Annotated in this window: 16 protein-coding genes and 1 tRNA gene; 8 read left to right on the top strand and 9 right to left on the bottom strand. The window is 71.3% G+C overall.

Going from position 1 to position 18,691, the window contains the following annotated elements; all coding sequences use genetic code 11:
- Positions 1-5 precede the first annotated feature (5 nt).
- The 3 genes from LY40_RS13140 to LY40_RS13130 all read left to right on the top strand — a co-directional run bounded on the left by LY40_RS13140 (position 6) and on the right by LY40_RS13130 (position 3,949).
- The gene (locus LY40_RS13140; protein WP_183782101.1) at positions 6-2,738 is read left to right on the top strand and encodes an FtsK/SpoIIIE domain-containing protein; all 2,733 of its coding nucleotides are present in this window, start codon (positions 6-8) and stop codon (positions 2,736-2,738) included.
- Entirely contained in the window at positions 2,731-3,189 is a 459-nt protein-coding gene (locus LY40_RS13135; RefSeq protein WP_372497734.1) for a hypothetical protein, read from the top strand. The genes LY40_RS13140 and LY40_RS13135 overlap by 8 nt, the downstream gene beginning before the upstream one ends.
- Before the next feature lie 148 nt (positions 3,190-3,337).
- Positions 3,338-3,949 (top strand): dihydrofolate reductase family protein, encoded by a 612-nt coding sequence (locus LY40_RS13130; RefSeq protein WP_258937018.1) that lies wholly within the window; start codon positions 3,338-3,340, stop codon positions 3,947-3,949.
- Positions 3,950-4,198: 249 nt separating this feature from the next.
- On the opposite strand, the gene LY40_RS13125 is transcribed toward LY40_RS13130, so the two are convergent.
- From LY40_RS13125 to LY40_RS13105, 5 genes are all read right to left on the bottom strand, one after another.
- Positions 4,199-6,103: a DUF8508 domain-containing protein gene (locus LY40_RS13125; RefSeq protein ID WP_258937017.1), complete on the bottom strand. Its 1,905-nt coding sequence runs from the start codon at positions 6,101-6,103 to the stop codon at positions 4,199-4,201.
- 100 nt (positions 6,104-6,203) lie between these two features.
- A complete protein-coding gene (locus LY40_RS13120) occupies positions 6,204-6,674 on the bottom strand; it encodes a limonene-1,2-epoxide hydrolase family protein (RefSeq protein WP_258937016.1) in 471 nt (156 codons plus the stop codon).
- A 231-nt stretch (positions 6,675-6,905) separates the two neighbouring features.
- Positions 6,906-6,990 (bottom strand) — tRNA-Ser (locus LY40_RS13115).
- Between the two features lie 71 nt (positions 6,991-7,061).
- Positions 7,062-7,568, bottom strand: coding sequence for a nucleoside deaminase (locus tag LY40_RS13110; protein WP_183782090.1), 507 nt, complete (start codon positions 7,566-7,568; stop codon positions 7,062-7,064).
- Entirely contained in the window at positions 7,565-8,047 is a 483-nt protein-coding gene (locus LY40_RS13105; RefSeq protein ID WP_183782087.1) for a tRNA adenosine deaminase-associated protein, read from the bottom strand. Before LY40_RS13105 ends, LY40_RS13110 begins: the two co-directional genes overlap by 4 nt.
- Before the next feature lie 119 nt (positions 8,048-8,166).
- Here LY40_RS13105 and LY40_RS13100 point away from each other — a divergent pair, with 119 nt between their 5' ends.
- Positions 8,167-9,396, top strand: a complete 1,230-nt coding sequence (locus tag LY40_RS13100) for a M20 metallopeptidase family protein (protein ID WP_258937015.1) — start codon at positions 8,167-8,169, stop codon at positions 9,394-9,396.
- Between the two features lie 253 nt (positions 9,397-9,649).
- Entirely contained in the window at positions 9,650-10,639 is a 990-nt protein-coding gene (locus tag LY40_RS13095) for a prephenate dehydrogenase (RefSeq protein ID WP_258937014.1), read from the top strand.
- 215 nt (positions 10,640-10,854) lie between these two features.
- Here the strand turns inward: LY40_RS13095 and LY40_RS13090 are convergent, their stop codons facing one another.
- The 3 genes from LY40_RS13090 to LY40_RS13080 all read right to left on the bottom strand — a co-directional run bounded on the left by LY40_RS13090 (position 10,855) and on the right by LY40_RS13080 (position 14,598).
- Positions 10,855-11,115 (bottom strand): antitoxin, encoded by a 261-nt coding sequence (locus tag LY40_RS13090; protein ID WP_183782078.1) that lies wholly within the window; start codon positions 11,113-11,115, stop codon positions 10,855-10,857.
- 459 nt (positions 11,116-11,574) lie between these two features.
- Positions 11,575-13,533: an FUSC family protein gene (locus LY40_RS13085; protein WP_183782075.1), complete on the bottom strand. Its 1,959-nt coding sequence runs from the start codon at positions 13,531-13,533 to the stop codon at positions 11,575-11,577.
- A 576-nt stretch (positions 13,534-14,109) separates the two neighbouring features.
- Entirely contained in the window at positions 14,110-14,598 is a 489-nt protein-coding gene (locus LY40_RS13080) for a GbsR/MarR family transcriptional regulator (RefSeq protein ID WP_258937206.1), read from the bottom strand.
- 236 nt (positions 14,599-14,834) lie between these two features.
- Here LY40_RS13080 and LY40_RS13075 point away from each other — a divergent pair, with 236 nt between their 5' ends.
- Together LY40_RS13075 and LY40_RS13070 are read left to right on the top strand one after the other, a co-directional pair.
- Positions 14,835-15,809: an ABC transporter ATP-binding protein gene (locus tag LY40_RS13075; protein ID WP_258937013.1), complete on the top strand. Its 975-nt coding sequence runs from the start codon at positions 14,835-14,837 to the stop codon at positions 15,807-15,809.
- Positions 15,806-17,452 carry an ABC transporter permease gene (locus LY40_RS13070; protein WP_258937012.1) on the top strand — a complete coding sequence of 549 codons (1,647 nt, stop codon included), beginning with the start codon at positions 15,806-15,808 and terminating at the stop codon, positions 17,450-17,452. The genes LY40_RS13075 and LY40_RS13070 overlap by 4 nt, the downstream gene beginning before the upstream one ends.
- 97 nt (positions 17,453-17,549) lie before the next feature.
- Here LY40_RS13070 and LY40_RS13065 read toward each other — a convergent pair whose 3' ends face one another.
- Entirely contained in the window at positions 17,550-18,083 is a 534-nt protein-coding gene (locus LY40_RS13065; RefSeq protein WP_258937011.1) for a hypothetical protein, read from the bottom strand.
- A 329-nt stretch (positions 18,084-18,412) separates the two neighbouring features.
- On the opposite strand from LY40_RS13065, the gene LY40_RS13060 reads away from it, so the two are divergent.
- Entirely contained in the window at positions 18,413-18,661 is a 249-nt protein-coding gene (locus LY40_RS13060) for a hypothetical protein (RefSeq protein WP_258937010.1), read from the top strand.
- Positions 18,662-18,691: the final 30 nt, after the last annotated feature.

Below are 18,691 nucleotides of genomic sequence, written 5' to 3'. Positions count from 1 at the left end.
GGCGAATGGGCAGGAAGAAGGGCGAGCAGCGCGCTCGGGTCGTCACCGCTCTCGACCAGCTCCGCCACCAGATCGGCCTCGCGCTCGGGGCCGCCCGCAACGCGCGGGCGGCCGCGGAGCACGACCTCGCCCAGCGCAGGCTCGAACAGGAGGTCGTGCGCACCGGGCTGGAGCGTGCCGCCGCCGATCCGGAACTCGCCGCGCGCATGACGACGCCGGCGATGGCAGGTGTCGTGGAGCGGCTCGCGACGGTCCGCGACCGGTTCTACGCCGAATGGGCCGACGGCCCCCGCCGGTTACGAGAGCTCGTCGCCGGCGCCGCGCCAGGGCCCGCGGGAGCGCCGCCCGGCGAATGGTTGGGCCGCGTCGGCACCGATCCCGGCCTGTCCTCCCCGGAGCTGTGGCGGATCGGCGATTCCACAGTGGACATCGGCGGCAGGCAGACGTTCGACGTCGCGGTGCCACTGCTCGACGCCTCCCACCTGTCGATCACATCGGCGCCGAACACCCGGCCCACCGTCGACGCGCTCGTCGAATCGCTGCTGATGCGCGTGCTGTCGACGTTCGAACCGGGCGCCGTCAAGATCCACCTGTGGGACATCGGCCAGCTCACCGGCGTGCTGCCGAACTTCTACGCGCTCACCCGCACGAGCGCCGTCACGGTCCACGACCCGACACGCCTGGCCGACCTGCTCGACGACTTCGCCGGGCACATCCGCCGCATCCACGGCGTCGCGATGCAGGCGGGACACGTGTCGCTGCGGGCCATGCGGGCCGCGACGGGCAAACGCCTCGAACCGTGGCGGATCGGCGTGCTCTACGGCAACGGCGAGGACCTGCAGCCGGAGCAGATCCGCGACATCAAGCGCGTCGCCAGCGGGGCGCTCGAAGCCGGCATGGCGCTGATCCTCGTGGACGTGCCGACGATGCTCGACGGCGCCGTGGAGAACGTCCATGTTACGGCCGATCGCACCGCGGTGACGAGCATGACGGGCGCCGACCTCGCCGTCCGGCTCGACCCGCCGCTGCCCGCTAGCCAGGTGACGGCCGCCGCAAGCAGACTCGCCGAGGCGCTCGTCGCCAAGCAGGGCGGTCCGCGCACGTTCGAGGACCTGCTGCCCACCGAGTTCGGCACCGAGTCGTCGGCGGTCGAGCTCCGCGCCCCGGTGGGCTTCCACGAGGGCGAACCGGTCGACGTCGTGATCGGCGACGCGACGCCGCACGCGCTGATCGGCGGCCCGAGCGGTTCCGGCAAGACGAACTTCCTGTACGCGCTGCTGGGTTCGCTGTGCGCGCGGTACTCGCCGGACGAGCTGTCGTTGTACCTGCTGGACTTCAAGGAGGGCGTGTCCTTCGCGGGGCTGGCGCCGGGCCGCAAGGAGGAGAGCTGGCTGCCGCACGCGCGGCTGGTCGGGGTGAACGTCAACACCGACCGCGAGTTCGGCCTGGCGTTGCTGCGGTTCCTCACCGACGAGCTGCGCCGCCGTTCGGCCGCGGCCAAGCAGCACGAGGTCACGACCCTGTCCGAACTGCGGCAGCAGGATCCGGGCGGGCACTGGCCGCGCATCGTGGCCGTCGTCGACGAGTTCCAGTACCTGTTCGGTGAACGCGATTCGGTGACGGCGCTGGCGACGTCGCTGCTCGAGGACGTCGCTCGCCGCGGCCGCTCGCAGGGCATCCACCTGATCCTGGCCAGCCAGGACATCGCGGGCATCGAGGCGTTCTGGGGCAAGCCCGCCGTGTTCGAGCAGTGCACGCTGCGGATCGCGATGCCGAAGGCCAGGCGGGTACTCGCGGAGGCCAACCAGGCGGCGGTGGCCGCGCCGCGCTGGCACGCGGTGGTCAACCACGAATCCGGCATCGGGCACGGCAACAGCCTGGCCCACGTCCCCGACGCGAGCTCGGGTGGCGTGTTCCCGGCGCTGCAACGCGAGCTGTGGCAACGCTACGGCTCGACTAGCGTGCCGCGACTGTTCGACGGCGCCCACGCACCCGTGCTGACCGAGTCGTCGGCCTACACGGCACTGTCGCGTTCGGACCGTCCACAGGCGATCGTAGGGCAGTCGATCGACGTCGCCGATACGGCGCACGCCGTCGAGCTGTCGGCCGCGCCGGGACGCAACCTGGCCGTACTCGGCACCGGCCAACGCGACGCGGTCTCCATTCTGGATTCCGCGGTGCGTTCCGTGGCGCGGCAGTGCGCGCCGGGCGACGTGGAGTTCGCGCTGGCATGCCTGGTCGAGCAGTGCACCCCAGCGGTGACGGCACTGGCCGAGGAGCTGTCGGTCGACGGGCACAAGGCCGAGGTCGTCACCACCGACACGCTCACCGACCTCGTGTCGGCGTGGGCCGAGCAGCAGTCGGCGGCGCGGCGGATCGTCGTGGCCTACGGCGTCGACGCGGCACTTCCCACGTTGGAGGCGAAGGAACCCGGCAAGTCCAGCGGCCTCGACCACCTGCGGGCGCTGCTCAAGCACGGCCCTGCGCGCGGGGTGCACGTGCTCGGCTGGTGGCGCAGCGTGGCGCGGCTCAAGGACACGCTCGGCTTCGGCGGCACCGACGACATCGGCGCGTGGGCCGCGTTGGACGTGCAGGGCAACGAGCTGTCGACCCTGGCGGCAGGACAGGTCGTGCACTGGTCGCCCCGGCCCGACCGAGCCCTGTTCTTCGACCGGACGACACTGTCGGCCCCGGAGATCGTCGTCCCGTTCCGGCGCGAGGAGGACACCGATGACTGACCCGCAGCGGCATCCCGAGCCGGACAGCGCGATACAACCCGGCGCTATGCAACCCGGCGCTATGCAAGCCGGTGCGGTGGGCGCCGACGGCAGTGGGACGTCGGCGGCGGCGCGGTACAAGGAGATCATCGGACTGGCACGCAGCGCTGCCGAGGAGCTGCGCGCGTGGGAGCAGGCGCGGGAGCGGCAGCTGTACGCCGAGATCCAGGCGGCAGAGGAGAACGTCACCGCGGCGGGCGAGGCGGAGGAGGCGATGGCGGACCGCGCGCGCCGGTGGTGGTCGATGGCGCGGGACAACGTGGCGCGGCTGTCGTGGCTCGACGTGGGCGCCGATCCCGAGCCGGTGCCGACCGCGCGGGGCGAACAGGCCTCGCGCTACGCCGACGACATCCGCCCCGCCTATCACGAACTCACCCAGTCGGTGCTGAAACTGAGCTGGCGCGCACGCTGAAGCCGCGAGCCGGTGCGACCTCGGCCGACCGGTCTCGGCGCGCGGCCGTTCCCTGTCGAACCGTGCGCGATTGCGCCACACTCGTCACGGACGCATGGCCGCGCCCTTCGCGGGGAAGACGACAGGTGCACCGAGAGAAGGGACGTCGATGGGCAGGATCGTGCTCTACATGTGGATGTCCCTCGACGGCTTCATCGCGGGACCGGAGGACGGTCCCGGCCGGGGCCTCGGCGTCGGCGGCGAGCGGCTCCACCGAACCCTCTCCCTCGACGACGGAGATCCGAGCACCGCTCGCTCCACCGACGAGGTCGGCAGCCGGATCCTGGCCGAGGTGAAGGACACCGGCGCGGTGCTGACCGGCAGGCGCACCTTCGACCACGCGGGCCACTGGAACGGTGACCACCACGACGGTGTCCCGATCTTCGTGCTCACCCGCTCCGTGCCCGAACAACCCGCACCCGGGCACGCCCGCTACGTCACCGACGTCCACGAAGCAGCGGCGCAGGCCAGGCAGGCCGCTGGCGAGCGGGACGTCCTGCTGCACGGCGCGTCGGCGGCGCGCGCGTTGCTCGACGCCGGGGAGCTCGACGAGATGTCGCTGCAGATCATGCCCGTGTTGCTCGGACAGGGCCGCCGACTCTTCGACGGCATGCCCGCCGAACACGTCGAGCTCCAGCTGATCCGCACCCTCGACAGCCCCGACATGCTCCACACCCGCTACCGGATCGACTCAGCGCGCCCGGACCGGAGCCGGGCGTAAGGGCTCGACGCACGCTCGACCTCCGGTGGTACCTCCCGTGTCCGGCTGATCGAGCCACGCCCGCTGACCAGCAAGTTCCCAGAACACAGCCGCGAGGAAGAGCGCCGGCGTGGGGACGTGGCCGGGCGAGGGCGGGAGCAACACGGGCCCCGGAACCCGCAACACGACCCCTGGAATCCACAACACGCGCCCGGAAACGACGACACGGCCTCCGGAAAGCGCAACACGGTAGGCCCGCCTACCGCGGCATCACCCGCCGAAGCGTGACCAGAACCAGTCCCAGTAGTCGAGGAAGTGGCCCGCGGACGGCCGGAAGCGGACGATCTGCGGGTCGTGATCGCTGGCCTGCTCGGCGAACTCGGCGTTGATGCGCACCACGTCGTAGTCGACGCGGCGCAGCGAGTCGGACACGAGGATGTGGTCGAGGACCTGCGAGTTGCCCTCGTAGACGTAGCTGTACTGCTCGCCGGCGGGCAGGGTGTCGATCAGCGACGTCAACGCGCCGCCCTCGGTGAGAGTGCCCAGCGTGTCGGAGAACTGGAAGTCGTTCAGGTCCCCGGCGACGACGACGTTGGCGTTCGGCTGCACCTGCTGCAGCTCGTCGACGAAGCCCCGCACCACCTCGGCCTGCTGGTGGCGCTGCTTCTCGGACGAGCGCGTCGGCGGCTGGTGCCGGCCGTGGGTCGGCTCGTCGCCGCCCTTCGACGCGAAGTGGTTCGCCACCACGAACACCGTCCGCCCACGGAACGTGAACTCGCCCGCGAGCGGTTTGCGGCTGTCGTCCCACGCCTCGTGTTGCGGGTCGACCCTGCCCGGCGACACCGACAGCTTCGCCGCGCCCCGCCGCGTCTGCTCCACCTCGACGGCCGTCGTCGCGTCGCCGCCCTCACGGTCCACGAACGACACCCGATCCGGATCGAAGAGGAATCCCACGCGGATGTTGCCGCCCGGCTGGCCACCGTCGGTGAGCTCCTGCGGGTCGATCTGCCGGTATTCGTACTTCGGACCGCCCGCGGCCTCGATCGCCTCGGCGAACCTGTCGAGTGTCTCGTCGGCCGCGACGACCCCGTCGCCGTTGCCGTCGGCACCGTTGTTGTCCTGGATCTCCTCGAGCGTCACGACGTCGGGCGACCGCAGGTGCTTCACGATCCCCTCGGCGAGGTCGTCGAACTTGGCCTGCTCGTCGACGGCGGACAGGTTCTCGACGTTGTACGTCGCGACCGACAGCTCGCTGGGACGCTGCTCGCGCGTCGTCTCGCGTTCGATGCCACCGCTCTCGACCTCGCCCAGCTCGGTGGCCTGCATCGTGTAGCCGCCGTACTGGTCGTACTCGAGCGGACCGGTGGTGGTGCCGGTGAGCGTGTCGCCGACGTTCGCCGTCGGGAACGGGCGCTCGGAGAACGGGATCAGCGACTCGATCTTCAGCCGTCCCGTGTTGCCGTCGTCGTAGCCGCCGTAGACGACGCCGCCCCGCGGGGTGCGATTCTGCTCGGGCTTCGTGGTCACGTACAGCTCGTCGTAGTCCGTGCTGCGGCTGACCAGCGGCACGTCGGCGACGGACACGCGCTCACCCTCATGGGCTTCCCAGAAGTCCAGCGCGTACTTGTCGGGCCGGAGTTCGAGCTCGTCGAGGTCGCCCTCCTCGGGCGCGAGCGTCTCCGGCACGGCGTCCGGGGTCAGCCGGGCGGCCTCGGGCAGTTCGTTGCCCGACGACGCGACCGTCCACTCCGCACCGGTCAGCTGGGTCGACGACTGGTACGCCGAGTCCTGCCCCTGCGGCCGGTACTCACCGACCTCGCCGGTGACGGACACCTCGTCGCCGACTGCCACGTCCGGCGTCTCGTCACCGTTGTAGACGAACAGCGCCTCGCTGGTACGCGGATCGTCGTCCGGCTGCGGGTCCTGCACCCAGAAGCCGCGGGCGCTGCCGAACTGCCGCTTCGCGGTCACGACGCCCGGCACGGTCACGGTCTCGCCGTCCATCGGGGAGATCCGGCCGGTGCCCTGCACGTCGTGGATTCGGGAGTCGGCGGTGGCCTCCGGGGTCGACTGGGGCTCTGCGTTCGCTGGGGTGGCGAGCGCGAGCGAACCGGCCACCGCTGTCGCGGAGAGTGCCGAGACGACCCGCGTCGCGCGTCTGGAATGTACGGTCACGGCACGCATCTTTACCCATTCGGGTTATCGCCGAAAGGAAAATGCCCAATGCGGAGGGGTCCGTTCGTCGGTTGTTCATCCGCACGAACGCCCGAGGTGATCAGCGGCGCGCCGAGCGTCCCACCGTGGACCGGACCACGTGTGCCAGCGCCTCGACCCCGCCACGTGCGCTCGCCGCGAGGACGGTCGTCCAGTCGAAATAGTCCCGCCACAGCACGATCCGGCCGCCGGAGACCTCGAACGTGCCGCACACCCAGAACTCGGCCCGCCACGGCCTGGCGGCGAGCACGTCGGTGCGTTCGGTGAGCACGACCGGCCCGTCGGCGGCGATGCGGTGCACGCGCGCCTCGAACCCACTGCCGTACCGAGCCAGGAAGCGCATCTGCTTCTCGAACGCCGCCTTGCCACGCGCGGGAGGCAGCGGCACGTTCTGGTACACGATGTCACCCGCCGCGTAGCCGAGTGCGGCGTCGATGTCGAGCCGCTCCAGCGCCGACAGGAACGCGCGGACGACCGCGACGGGATCGGTGGGCCGGGCCTCGTCGGCCTCGGCGGCGGGCTGGTCGGACATCGACGTCTCCTCGGCTCGCGTACGAGGTCCGAATGTTACTCCGCAGTAGTAAACATGGGAAGCCGGTGCTCGTCACCGTCACCCACGTGACTCGTGGAAACGCCGTTCAACCGAGGAGGCCGGGGCCGCTCACCGGCACCGGCCCGAACACGAAACGGGGCAGGCACTCGCGATGAGTACCTGCCCCGTTTCCAGCTCCCCTAGGAGATGACTCTCCTGAGAGACCAAGCGCGGTAGCGGTGGGATTCGAACCCACGGAGGCTCTCACCTCACGCGATTTCGAGTCGCGCTCCTTCGGCCGCTCGGACACGCTACCGCTAAATAGGTTACGACACGGCCGACCGCCGATGACACGGGGGTGGGCCTCCCGCCACGCCCCGGCGACGCTCAGCCGGCGTCACCGCGATGCGCTGCGAAGAACTCGTCGAGCAGCGCCGAGCACTCGGTTTCGAGCACTCCGCCGATCACCTCGGGCCGGTGGTTCAACCTCCGGTCGCGCACGACGTCCCACAGTGATCCGGCCGCGCCCGTACGCGGTTCCCACGCGCCGAACACCACCCGGTCGACGCGCGCGAGCACGAGCGCACCCGCGCACATCGTGCACGGCTCGACGGTCACGGCGAGGGTGCAGCCCGTGAGCCGCCAGCCGTCACCGTGTTCGGCGGCCGCCGCGCGCAGCGCCAGCACCTCGGCGTGTGCCGTCGGGTCGCCCAACGCCTCACGCGCGTTGCGGGCGCCCGCGAGCAGTCGACCGCCGGCGTCGAACACTGCCGCGCCGATCGGCACGTCGGCCTCCGGTGGTGCGGCACCGGCACCGTCATCGACCCCGAAGCCCTGCCGTGCGAAGCGCAGCGCCTCACGCACCGCGGATTCGTCGGCGTGCGACGGGTTCACAGCTCGTCGAGCGCCTTGTTGAACTCGTCGCCGAACCCGCAGCGCTGCGCGATCATGCCCAGCTGCTCGTCCGGGTACAGCTCCGTCTCGCCCGCGATCACCTCGAGCTCGGGCGCCGGCATGCCCAGGTCGGCCAGCACCTCGAGGTCACCTTCGGGCCAGATCGTGTCGTCGTCCTCGTCGGGCGGCTCGGCGCGCAGCAGGTCCAGCACGTCGGCCGCGATGTCGTAGTCCAGCGCCGCGGCCGCGTCCGACACCATCAGCTGAGCACCGCTCGGCGTGGGGCGGACGATCACGAAGAACTCGTCGTCCACCGCCAGCAGTCCGAACACCGCGCCCGTAGAACGCAGTTTGCGCAGTTCGGTGATGGCAGCGTCGAGTTCGGCGAGTGCGGCCTGGTCCAGCGCACTGCACTGCCACCGGCCGTCCTCGCGCACGACGGCCACCGCGAATCCCGTGATCGGCTCCTCCACCGGCATGGGCCCTACCGTATACCCGCGTGACCTTCGGTGACGGCTCGAAAGCCTCCCGCCTGTCTTCACGGCCGATCCGAACCGGTGACCGCGGCCCGCGTGAGGCTCGTGCCAGGATCGACCGCATGACCGGACCCGAACAGCTCCCCACCCTCCCCGACCTGGTGCTCCCGCGACTACTCGACGAGGCGCGGGAGCTGCAACCGGACACCGTCGCCCTCCGCAGGCGGCTGCACGCCCAGCCCGAGATCGGCCTCCAACTGCCGAACACGCAGCAGCAGATCCTCGACGCGCTCGACGGGCTCCCACTCGAGGTCAGCACCGGGAAGACGTCGACGTCGGTCACCGCCGTGCTGCGCGGCGCGAAACCCGGTCCCGCGGTGCTGCTGCGCGGCGACATGGACGCACTGCCCCTGCAGGAGGAGTCCGGCCTCGACTTCCCGTCGGAGATCGACGGCGTCATGCACGCCTGCGGGCACGACACGCACGTCGCGATGCTCGTCTCCGCGGCGCGGCTGCTGGCCCGGCACGTCGACGAGATCGCGGGCTCTGTCGTGTTCATGTTCCAGCCCGGAGAGGAAGGCCAGCACGGCGCGCGGCACATGATCCACGAAGGTGTGCTGGACGCGGCCGGTGAACGGGTCGAGCGGGCGTTCGGCGTGCACATCTACCCGACGCTGCCGAGCGGCCGGGTGCACACGCGCCCCGGTCCGCTGATGGCAGCCGTCGACGACTTCCACGTACGCGTCCTCGGCAAGGGCGGGCACGGTTCGGTGCCGGAGGCGGCCGTGGATCCGATCCCCGCGGCCGCGGCGATGGTCGGCGCGCTGCACACGATGTCGAGCCGCCGGTTCGCGGCGACGGAACCGGCCGTGTTGTCGGTGACGCACCTCGAGGCGGGCACGACCACGAACATCATCCCGGAGACCGCGTTCGTCGAGGGCACGATGCGCACCCTGTCCGACAGCGCGCGGGCCACGATGCGCGCCGAGGTGGAGAAGGTGTGCGAGGGCATCGCCGCGGCGTACGGCTGCCGCGTGCACGTGGACCTCACACCGGGGTATCCGGTCACCGCCAACGACCCCCACGAGGCCACGCGCGTGCTGGACCTCGCGTCGACCGTCCTCGGACCGGACAACGCGGCCCCGCTGCCGGAGCCGATCATGGGCGGCGAGGACTTCTCGTACGTCCTGCAGCGCGTCCCCGGCGCGTTCGCCCTGCTGGGCGGCTGCCCACCGGACGTCGACCCCGCGGAAGCGCCGGCCAACCACTCGAACCGCGTCCGCCACCACGAGGACGCCATGGCCCACGGCGTCGCGATGCACGCCGCCTACGCCCTATCGACGCTGCGGTGAGTGGTGATTTCACCCTCAAGGACACCGTTGCGCCCCCAAGGGCACCTTGGTGGCGTTGAACGCCCCAAAACTTCCCCTCGTGCACGACGTCTCCCCGCGCGCACGGTAGTTGAACAGCGCTCTGGCACGGCCATGATCAAGGGAAGAATAGTGGCGTTGAGTGCCCCCAAAGTGCCCTTGGGGGCACGCTGGGGCACTCAACGTTCAGTGAGGGGCGGGCGCGGAGCCACGGACGTGTGCCAGGATCTGCACCGTGCGTGACGTGTGTGTGATCGGACTGGGGCTCATCGGCGGATCGGTGCTGCGTGCGGCCGCTGCCGCCGGACGCAGCTGCTGGGGAGTCTCCGACTCGCAGGCGGACGTCGAGGCCGCGGGCGCCGACGGCTACGACGCCACCACCGAACTCGGCCACGCCCTGGACCGCGCGGCCGAGGCCGACGCACTGGTCGTGCTCGCCGTTCCGCTCACAGCGGTCGACGAGGTCCTCCGCACGGTCGGCGAACACGCGCCGCACTGCCTGCTCACCGACGTCACGAGCGTGAAGGCCCCGGTCCGTGACGCCGTCGCCCGCCTCGCCCCGCACACACGCTACGCAGGCGGTCACCCGATGGCGGGAACCGCCGAGTCCGGCTGGAAGGCCGCGACGGCGTCGCTGTTCGACGGTGCGACCTGGGTCGTGTGCGCAGAGGAGCCCGCCGCCGACGACGAACCCGGCACGGACCTCACGGCGTGGCGGGAGACCGCCGCGCTGGCGTTCGACGCGGGCGCGCGGGTCCTCGCACTGCCCGCGCTCGCGCACGACGGCACGGTCGCCAGGACATCACATCTGCCGCATCTGCTCGCCGCGGTGCTGGCGAACGTCGCGGCGGGCGGCGGCCCGCTCGCCGCGGCCCTCGCAGCGGGGTCGCTGCGGGACGGCACGCGCGTCGCGGGCACCCGCCCCGAGCTGGTGCGCGCCATGACCGAGGGCAACCGCGGCGCACTGCTTCCCGTGCTCGACGAGGCACTCGGCCTGCTCGGTGCCGCGCGTGGATCACTGGCTTCGACCGGCGGCCTCGCCGCCACGATCGACGCGGGGCACGAGGCCGCCACAACCCTCGTGCGACAGCAGGAGGCACCGCGCACGCCGGTCACGCTGGACCTGCGAGCCCCCGACGCCCTCGAAGGGCTGTTGTCGCTGGGGGAGCGCGGGGGCTGGTTCACCGCGATCGACGGCGACGTCCTCACCGGCGAGGTCGCCTGAACGCGGCCGACCTCGCCGAGCAATCGGCACTGCTGGTCCGACGGCCGGCACTGCCCGCCTGACCGGCGGTGTCAGGCCAGCACTGTCAGGCCGTCACTCTTAGGCCAGCACTGTTAGGCCGGCGTTGTCCGGCCGGCCGTGTCAGATCGGCATTCTCAAGACGGCGTTCGCACGCCGGTGGTGTCCGATCCGACCTCGCCGGATCGGACACCCGCTCACTGCCCTGTCGGTCCGGTCGGACCCGACGGACCCGGCTGCTGGCCACCCTGGCCACCGCCCTGGTCGCCCTCGCCGCCTGACTGTTTGTGCAGCGCGTCCTTCGCCTTTTGCGTCGCGTTGTCGATCTTGTCGGCCTTGTCGCCGAACTTCGACTTGGCAAAGCCGCTCGCCTTGTCCAAGCCCTGCTCGACCTTGTCGCTGTTCTTGCTCAGGGCGTCCTGAGCCTTCTTCTTGATGTCATCGAAGTTGATGCCCATGTACCCAATCCACCAGCATCGACGGCCCGAGCGCAAACGCTGGCGGGGGTGTCGCCCGAAAAGACCCGAGCGTGTCACGGACGAAAACCGCGGACTCCGTGCTTCCGGCCCGCCGCGGCCCTCGAATACGCGACGATTCCCCCGAAATACCGTCGAAACCCGTAGCAATCGGACTAACCGGATAAATCACCCGGACGGAGCGGTGCGGAGCCGGACGGCGTAGTGCCGGATACCCCGAGGTGGCGGGTACGCGACGACGCTGGGGATCGGCGGAACGTGCCGAGCGCAGAACGTCACTGGCCCGGGGCATCCACGAGCACAGGGCCATCCGAACGCAGCACCATCCAAGCGAAGCGCCGTCCGAGCGCAGGGCATCCGAACGCAGCACCATCCGAGCGCAGGGCATCCGAACGCAGGCCGTCCGAACGCAGGCCGTCCGAACGCGCTGCGGGCCCCACCTCACCGCCGCCGGAACCGGAACCGCGGCCGCATCGGATCCGGCCCGCGGACGGCGGCGAACGCGGCGGACAGCTGATCGGTCACGCCCGAGAGCTGCTCGGACGCGGGCAGCTCGACGTCGCCGGGGTCACGTGACTCCCGCACGGCGGATGCCAGCTCGCCGAGCGCGGCCGTCACGAGCCGGACGTCCGCCTCCGCGGGCCGTTCGGCGCCGTGGGAGATCGTCACGACGACAGCCGTGACCGCGTCGGTGACCTGTTCCAGCGCCACGATCGCGGGCCACCACGCCGCGGCCTGCCTGCCCGCGGGCGAGGGCTCCACGACCAGCTGCTGGAACGCCGTGCGCAGGTCGGACAGTCCGCGATAGGCACGTCGCCTGCAGCGGGACTGCTCTGCCCGGTCCTCGTCGGACGGGCCGAGGCTGACCGCTACGTACCGGGCGACGGTGTCGGCGACCTCCGCGAGCCGCCCGCCCACGCGCGGGCGCAGACTGCCCGGCCACAACAGGTAGCCGAAGACCAACACGATGGCGCAGCCCAGCACGGTGTCGGCGAGCCGGGCGATCACGACACCCCAGTCGCCGCCGATCGTGAGGTCCATCTGCAGGATGATCAGCGGCGTCACGAACGCGCTGAGGATGCCGTAGTTGCGGACCTTGCCGATGGCCACGCCCGCGCCCATGATCGCGACGAGCAGCACCAGCACGACACCGTGGGAATCGGCGCCGAGGCCGAGGATCGCCGCGCCGATGCCCACACCGACCACCGTGCCCACGCCGCGCAGCACCGCCCGGCCGAACACCGACCCGAAGTCCGGTTTGAGCACGAGCCCGACGGTGAGCGTGATCCAGTACGAGTTGTCCAGCGGCACGATCAGACGTGCCAGCTCGGCGAGCGCCACGCACAGCGTCAACCGGGCCGTGGCCACCCACGTGAGCGGACCCGATGTGAGCGAGTCCAGCCACTCGCCCAGCTTCGTGTGCCAGGGCGAGGGGGCACGCCTGCGGCGGTCCCGGTCGGTGCTGATCCTCGTCAGCGCGTGGTACAGCGCCGCCGCCGGTGAATCGGCGGGTTCGCCGCGGCCACCGGTCGCCGACTCCGGGTCTGGCGGCTCCGGCAGCGGCATGTCCGCCAGCACGGCCGTGGCCAGGTCGGTGAAGTGCGCGATGATCTCCTTAGGAGCGCGCTGCCCCGCGTTGACCATCGCGACCGAGGCCTCGACGGCCGGCGTCGTGGCCGACAGCAGGTTCAACAACCTGCGGTACGTCGCGTCCCGACCCGACAGCCACGACCGTGCGGTGAGCAACCGGTCGTAGGCGGTGTTCATCGCGGTCGTGAGCTGGGCTCGGGCGGTGAGCGACGTCGCGTCGTCGGGCGCCGAATGCATGGCAGCCAGCTCGATGTAGACCTGGGCGACGGCCGTGCGCTCCGGCGACGTCCCGCGCACCGGCCAGCCGGACAGCGCGACGAGCAGTCCCCACACCCCACCGGTCACGATGCACAGCAACGCCACGCCGACATCGGCCCCGGCCTCGGCCTGGCCCGTTCCGAGGGTGACGAACACGAACAGCTGCAGCGCGGCGAACGAGGCGTTGTTGCCGCCCGCACTGATCAGCGCCGACACGGCCGCGACGGCCACGACCGTCGGGTGCGACAGCCACGGGTCGGCGCCGGAGACGAGACCGATCCCGAAGCCCGCGATCGCGGCGAGCACCGTGCCGCCGAGCCGCTTCGCGCGATACCGGTACGGGCCCGCCACGTCGCCGGTGACGACCGGCAGCACGCCCGCCGACACCAGTGCACCCGTCGCGGGCGCGCCGAGCAGGTAGCCGACGGCGATCGGCACGGCGAACGTCACGGCGGCGCGCGCCGCGCCGCTCCACGGCACCGGCGCCGGATTGGTGCGCAACAGGTGCGCGAGCCAGCGCGGCGCGGGCAGGTCGGCACGGGGCGGGCTCACGCCACCATCTTGACCCAGCACCGCCACCGCCGAGTAGCGGCCACCGGAGCGAGATGATCACGACGACAATCGTGTGCCGCCAGGGACGGTGCCCCCTCGTCGACTCGTGACCCCGCCGGATCGACGGCAGCATGTCGAATCGCGACCCCTGTCACTGTGGCGGCACCGGGTCGATTCGGCAGCGCCGGGTCGTTTCGACGGCCCTGTGTCGAGTTCACAGACCTGGGACGTCGAATCCACGGCGCCTCGTCGAATCCACGCCCCTCGGACGAATCCGCACCGGGTCGATTCGGTCGCCCTGGCGGCGAATCATCGCCGCTGGCCGGCACGCGCGAAGCGGTACGGCTGCCCTCCCTGCGAACCGCACCCGCCTCGCGCTCCGTGGTCCGGACCTGCGCCGTGGCGTGGCCCGGACCGATTCCCGCATCCCGGACGGATGGCCGACACCCCCACTGCGTGTCATCCGACAGTCGGCCAGCCGCACCCGCTTGCGGGGAACACTGCCTCCGACCTACTGCACCCGCCCGCCGGTTCCGTCCTGCGGCCAACGGATTTCACGAACCCACCGGCCGCCGCTCACCGGTCGGCGTTCAAGGACTCCCAGCGGGCGAACAGCTTCGGGATCTCGACGACCAGGTAATCGAGGAAGTCGGCCATGTTGGACAGGCGAATCCCGGCCGGCGTGTCGGGCCCCACGGCCTGCACCCCCTCCCGCGTCGCGTCTCGCCACATCTCGAGCATGCGCTCGCGCTTGAGCATCGAGGCGAACCAGAAGTCGTCGAACACGCGGTAGTGGTCGCGGCGCGCGCCCGGGGCCCGCTCCCTGGCGATGAGCCCGGTCTGTTCGAGGTACTTGACGGCGCCCGAGACGGCGGCGGGGCTGACAGACAGGGCCTCCGCGATCTCGGCCGCCGTCATCTCCCCACTGTCCGACGTGGTCAGGGCGGCGAACACGCGCGCGGGCATGCGCGGAAGGCCGATGTTGTTGAGCGTCAGCCCCAGGCTCTCGACGTACTTGGCGACGGCCTCCTCGTCTCGAGCGCCGGCCTCGCCGGGGGTGTTCACCCCGTTGCGGCCGTTCTCGTCGCGGGCCTCGTCGTCGCGGGCCTCGTCGGTGCGGGCCTCGCCGTCGCGGGCGTCGTCGCGGTTATCGGCGTCCTGCTGTCCGGCTGACTTCTCGACCACGGGCACATCCTCCCTCACGCCGATCCGGGAACCACACGGCGCGCGCCCTAGGGTTCACATCGATCACGAACTTTTCAGTATTCACAAGTTTGTGAAATCAGTGTACCTTCGTTCGCATGACATACAACGCCGCGAGCACCACCACGAGCGGCACGACCGCCCACGAGGCGATCGGCGTCGCCGGGCTGCGCAAGACATTCGGCCGCACCATCGCCCTAGACGGACTGGATCTGCACGTCGAGACCGGCGAGGTGCACGGCTTCCTGGGCCCCAACGGCTCCGGCAAATCGACCACCATCCGCGTACTGCTCGGCCTGCTACGCGCCGACGGCGGCGACGTGCGACTCCTCGACGGCGACCCGTGGCGGCAGGCGGCCACGCTGCACCGCAGGCTCGCCTACGTGCCGGGCGACGTGAACCTGTGGCCCAACCTCTCGGGCGGCGAGGTCATCGACCTGCTCGGCAGGTTGCGCGGCGGCATGGACAAGCGCAGGCGCGCCGAGCTGATCGAGCGGTTCGAACTGGACCCGACCAAGAAGGGCCGCACGTATTCGAAGGGCAACCGGCAGAAGGTCGCACTCGTGGCCGCACTGGCCTCGGACGCCGAACTGCTGATCCTCGACGAGCCGACCTCGGGGCTCGATCCGTTGATGGAGGCCGCATTCCAGGAGACGATCCGCGAAGTCCGCGGCGAAGGCAGGACGGTGTTGCTGTCCAGCCACATCCTCGCCGAGGTCGAGGCGCTGTGCGATCGCGTGAGCATCATTCGCGCGGGCCGCACCGTCGAGACCGGGACCCTGGACGACCTGCGGCACCTCACGCGGACGTCCATCTCCGCCGAGCTCGCGGGCCCCCCGAACGGGCTGGCGACCCTGCCCCACATCCACGACCTGCGCGTGGACGGCAACACCGTGCACTTCGACGTGGACACCGACGCACTCGACGAGGCGTTGCGGCGGCTCACCGCCATCGGCGTCCGCAGCCTGACGAGCACACCGCCGACCCTCGAGGAACTGTTCCTGCGGCACTACACCGACGAGCTGCCCGACGCCGAGGCCGACCGCACGGAGAATGCGAGGACGGCGCCATGACCGCGGACGTCACCCACGTGCCCGCCACCCACGAGAGGCCGTCGGCCACGGCGGGCGCACTGGCGGGCACGGGCCAGCTGATCCGGCTGGCACTGCGCCGCGACCGGATCGTGCTGCCCGTGTGGGCACTGGTGATCGCCTTCCTCGCCGCATCGGGCGCGAGCGCGTACGAGGCGCTCTACCCCGACCCCGCCGAACGCGCTGGGCTGACGGCCAGCGTGGCGGCCAACCCGTCGTTCGCGATCATGTTCGGCCCGGCCTACGACCTGCAGACGGCAGGCGGGTTCACGGCCTGGCGGTTCGGCACGATCGCGGCGCTGCTGACGTCGTTGATCGCGGCGTTCACCGTCACCCGGCACACCCGCCAGGAGGAGGACACCGGGCGCCAGGAACTGCTGTCGGCGGCGGTGGTCGGCCGCTACGCACCGCTGACCGCGGGCGTGGCCACGGCCGGCCTGTTCAGCGTGGTGACCGGGGTGCTGCTGACCGCGATGATCGCCGGGGTCGGCGCGGACGTCACAGGATCGGTGGCGTTCGGCGCGGCCGTGGCGCTGTGCGGCCTCGTGTTCACCGGCGTCGCGGCAGTGACCGCCCAGCTCGCGGAGTACTCGCGTACCGCCAACACGCTCGCCGGTTCGACGTTCGGCGTGCTGTTCCTGCTGCGTGCCGCGGGCGACACGTCCGAGGCCGAATGGCTGTCGTGGCTGTCGCCGGTGGGTTGGGTGCACCGCGTGCGCGCGTTCGCCGAGAACGAGTGGTGGGTGTTGGCCCTGCCCGCCGCGACAACGCTCGTGTTGTGCGCGGTGGCTTACGCACTGCTGCCGAAACGCGACGTCGGGATGAGCCTCATCCCTGGCAGGCCGGGGCGCGCGACGGCCACGCCGGGGCTGCGGACGTCGCTGGCGCTCTCGTGGCGGCTGCACCGCGGCGCGCTCATCGGCTGGATCGTCGGATTCGCCGTGATGGGAATGCTGTTCGGCACGCTCGCCTCCGGCGTCAGCGACATCGTGGGTGACAGTGCCGAGATGAAGCAGATGCTGCAGCAGATGGGCGGCGCCCGCGGCATCGAGGACGCGTTCCTGAGCTCGATCACCGGCATGATCGCCATGATCGGTTCGATGTACGCGGTGCAGGCGACCCTGCGCATGCGGTACGAGGAGACCGCGCTGCGCGTCGAACCGCTGCTCACGACCGGTGTCGGACGGCTGCGCTGGCTCGGCGGGCACCTGCTGTTCGTGCTGGCGGGCACGGCCGCGGTGCTCACCGTGTGCGCCGCGCTGCTCGGCGTCGGCTACGGGCTGAGCTCCGGCGACGTCGGCGGCGAGTGGCCACGCGTGTTCGGCGCGACCCTCGCCCAGCTGCCCGCGATGTGGGTCGTGGCGGGAGCCGCGGTGCTGCTGTTCGGGCTGGTGCCACGCGCGACGGTGGCGGCATGGGCGCTGGCCGCGGCGTTCGTGCTGATCTCCATGTTCGGCCCCATCCTCGACCTGCCCCAGGCCGTGCTGAACGTCTCGCCGTTCACGCACGTGCCGCAGCTGCCGCACGCCGAGTTCACCGCTACCCCGCTGCTGTGGCTGACGGCTACAGCCGCGGCACTCGTCGCCGTGGGCGTGACCTCACTGCGCAGGCGCGACATCGGCTGATCGGGCCGGCGAGACCGGCGGGCGGGCCGGTCGCCGGCGGGGGAGGTGCGGCCGGTCCGGCGTCGGGGGCCGGGCCGGCCGCACCGCCGCGGGCGGATCACCCGGGACGCACCGCGGCGTCCCGGTCGACCGTGACCGAGGCGGCCGGTCCGAGCGCCGGGCATTCGTCGCCGTTGGGGCGGACCGGCTCCGGGACGACGGTCACCGGATTCAGCCGTCGCCCGTCGGCGACGAGCGTGACGCGGACGGGTTCCGCGGGCAGCTCCCGGATCTCGACGAAACCTCGCTGAGGCTCCGACGACCAGTGACGGCTCACTTCGTACTCCTGACACGTTCCGCCCCAGCACGCCTCGAGCACCAGATCGGTGGGAACCAGGCCGTCTCCGGACGGAGCGGGCGCCGTGCCGCCGGGCGCAGGATCACCGGGCTCCGGCCCGCCCGGCTGCGACTCACCGGACGGTGCTTCTCCGGACGGTGCTTCTCCGGACGCCGACTCACCGGATGTCGCCTCACCGGGCACTTCCGGAGCGAGAACGTTGATACCCGGCGGTGAACCGATCGCCGTACAGGTCTGCCCGCTCGAACCGCACCCGCCGACCGCAACGACGGCCAACAGTCCCGGTATCCACATTCGCCACACACCACTGGGACGCACCCGGACGTCGATTCGGTTGCACATCCGCCCCTGGTCCATATCGGACCGATCGGTCCGGCACTTCTGCCGGTTCCCGCACCCTGGGCGGCTTCGTCCCCTCACCGCCGTTCGATGCCCGTCCGCCGACCTGCTCCGTTGTGGGACGCGACGTCGTGCGACGGCGACCACCGCCGGTCCCTGCGCCCGTGGTCCGGTACCGCTGCCGAACTGCACGTCCGATCAGGTGCCCTGCGGCGACTCCGGCTGCGCGCCGGCGACAGGTCCGTAACATGAGGATCCGGCGAGTCGGGTGCGAAGGGAACGGGATGGACAGCGATCGGCGCTCGGAGTGGTCACCCGCCGAGCGGGCCGCGTACCGGCGGTTCGTGCGGGATCACCATCCCGACGCGGGCGGCGACCCCGAGGTGTTCGCGGCCGGACTGCGCCGGTTCCGGCAACGTCCTCGCCCCGACGCCGAACCCGTCGTGTTCGTCGCCCGTAAACGCGGTCTGCCACGACTGTGGTCCGCGCTGTCGGCGCGCCGCCGTCGCAAGAGGAAGTCGCGGGTGATCTAGGAACAGGAACCGCACATCGCAGGCCCGTCC

This window comes from Prauserella salsuginis (genome assembly GCF_024648885.1).
Taxonomy (GTDB): Bacteria; Actinomycetota; Actinomycetes; order Mycobacteriales; family Pseudonocardiaceae; genus Prauserella; species Prauserella salsuginis.
The sequence above is the reverse complement of the archived record's forward strand: the minus strand, read 5'-3'. Positions and strand labels throughout refer to the sequence as shown.

Bases quoted from the DNA above. Each gene is read 5' to 3' on its own strand.
- LY40_RS13090 (WP_183782078.1), bottom strand. From the start codon at position 11,115: ATGGGCATCAACTTCGATGACATCAAGAAGAAGGCTCAGGACGCCCTG.
- LY40_RS13105 (WP_183782087.1), bottom strand. From the start codon at position 8,047: ATGCCGGTGGAGGAGCCGATCACGGGATTCGCGGTGGCCGTCGTGCGC.
- LY40_RS13120 (WP_258937016.1), bottom strand. From the start codon at position 6,674: ATGTCCGACCAGCCCGCCGCCGAGGCCGACGAGGCCCGGCCCACCGAT.
- LY40_RS13065 (WP_258937011.1), bottom strand. From the start codon at position 18,083: ATGTGGATACCGGGACTGTTGGCCGTCGTTGCGGTCGGCGGGTGCGGT.
- LY40_RS13070 (WP_258937012.1), top strand. From the start codon at position 15,806: ATGACCGCGGACGTCACCCACGTGCCCGCCACCCACGAGAGGCCGTCG.
- LY40_RS13130 (WP_258937018.1), top strand. From the start codon at position 3,338: ATGGGCAGGATCGTGCTCTACATGTGGATGTCCCTCGACGGCTTCATC.
- LY40_RS13140 (WP_183782101.1), top strand. From the start codon at position 6: ATGGGCAGGAAGAAGGGCGAGCAGCGCGCTCGGGTCGTCACCGCTCTC.
- LY40_RS13135 (WP_372497734.1), top strand. From the start codon at position 2,731: ATGACTGACCCGCAGCGGCATCCCGAGCCGGACAGCGCGATACAACCC.
- LY40_RS13060 (WP_258937010.1), top strand. From the start codon at position 18,413: ATGGACAGCGATCGGCGCTCGGAGTGGTCACCCGCCGAGCGGGCCGCG.
- LY40_RS13075 (WP_258937013.1), top strand. From the start codon at position 14,835: ATGACATACAACGCCGCGAGCACCACCACGAGCGGCACGACCGCCCAC.
- LY40_RS13100 (WP_258937015.1), top strand. From the start codon at position 8,167: ATGACCGGACCCGAACAGCTCCCCACCCTCCCCGACCTGGTGCTCCCG.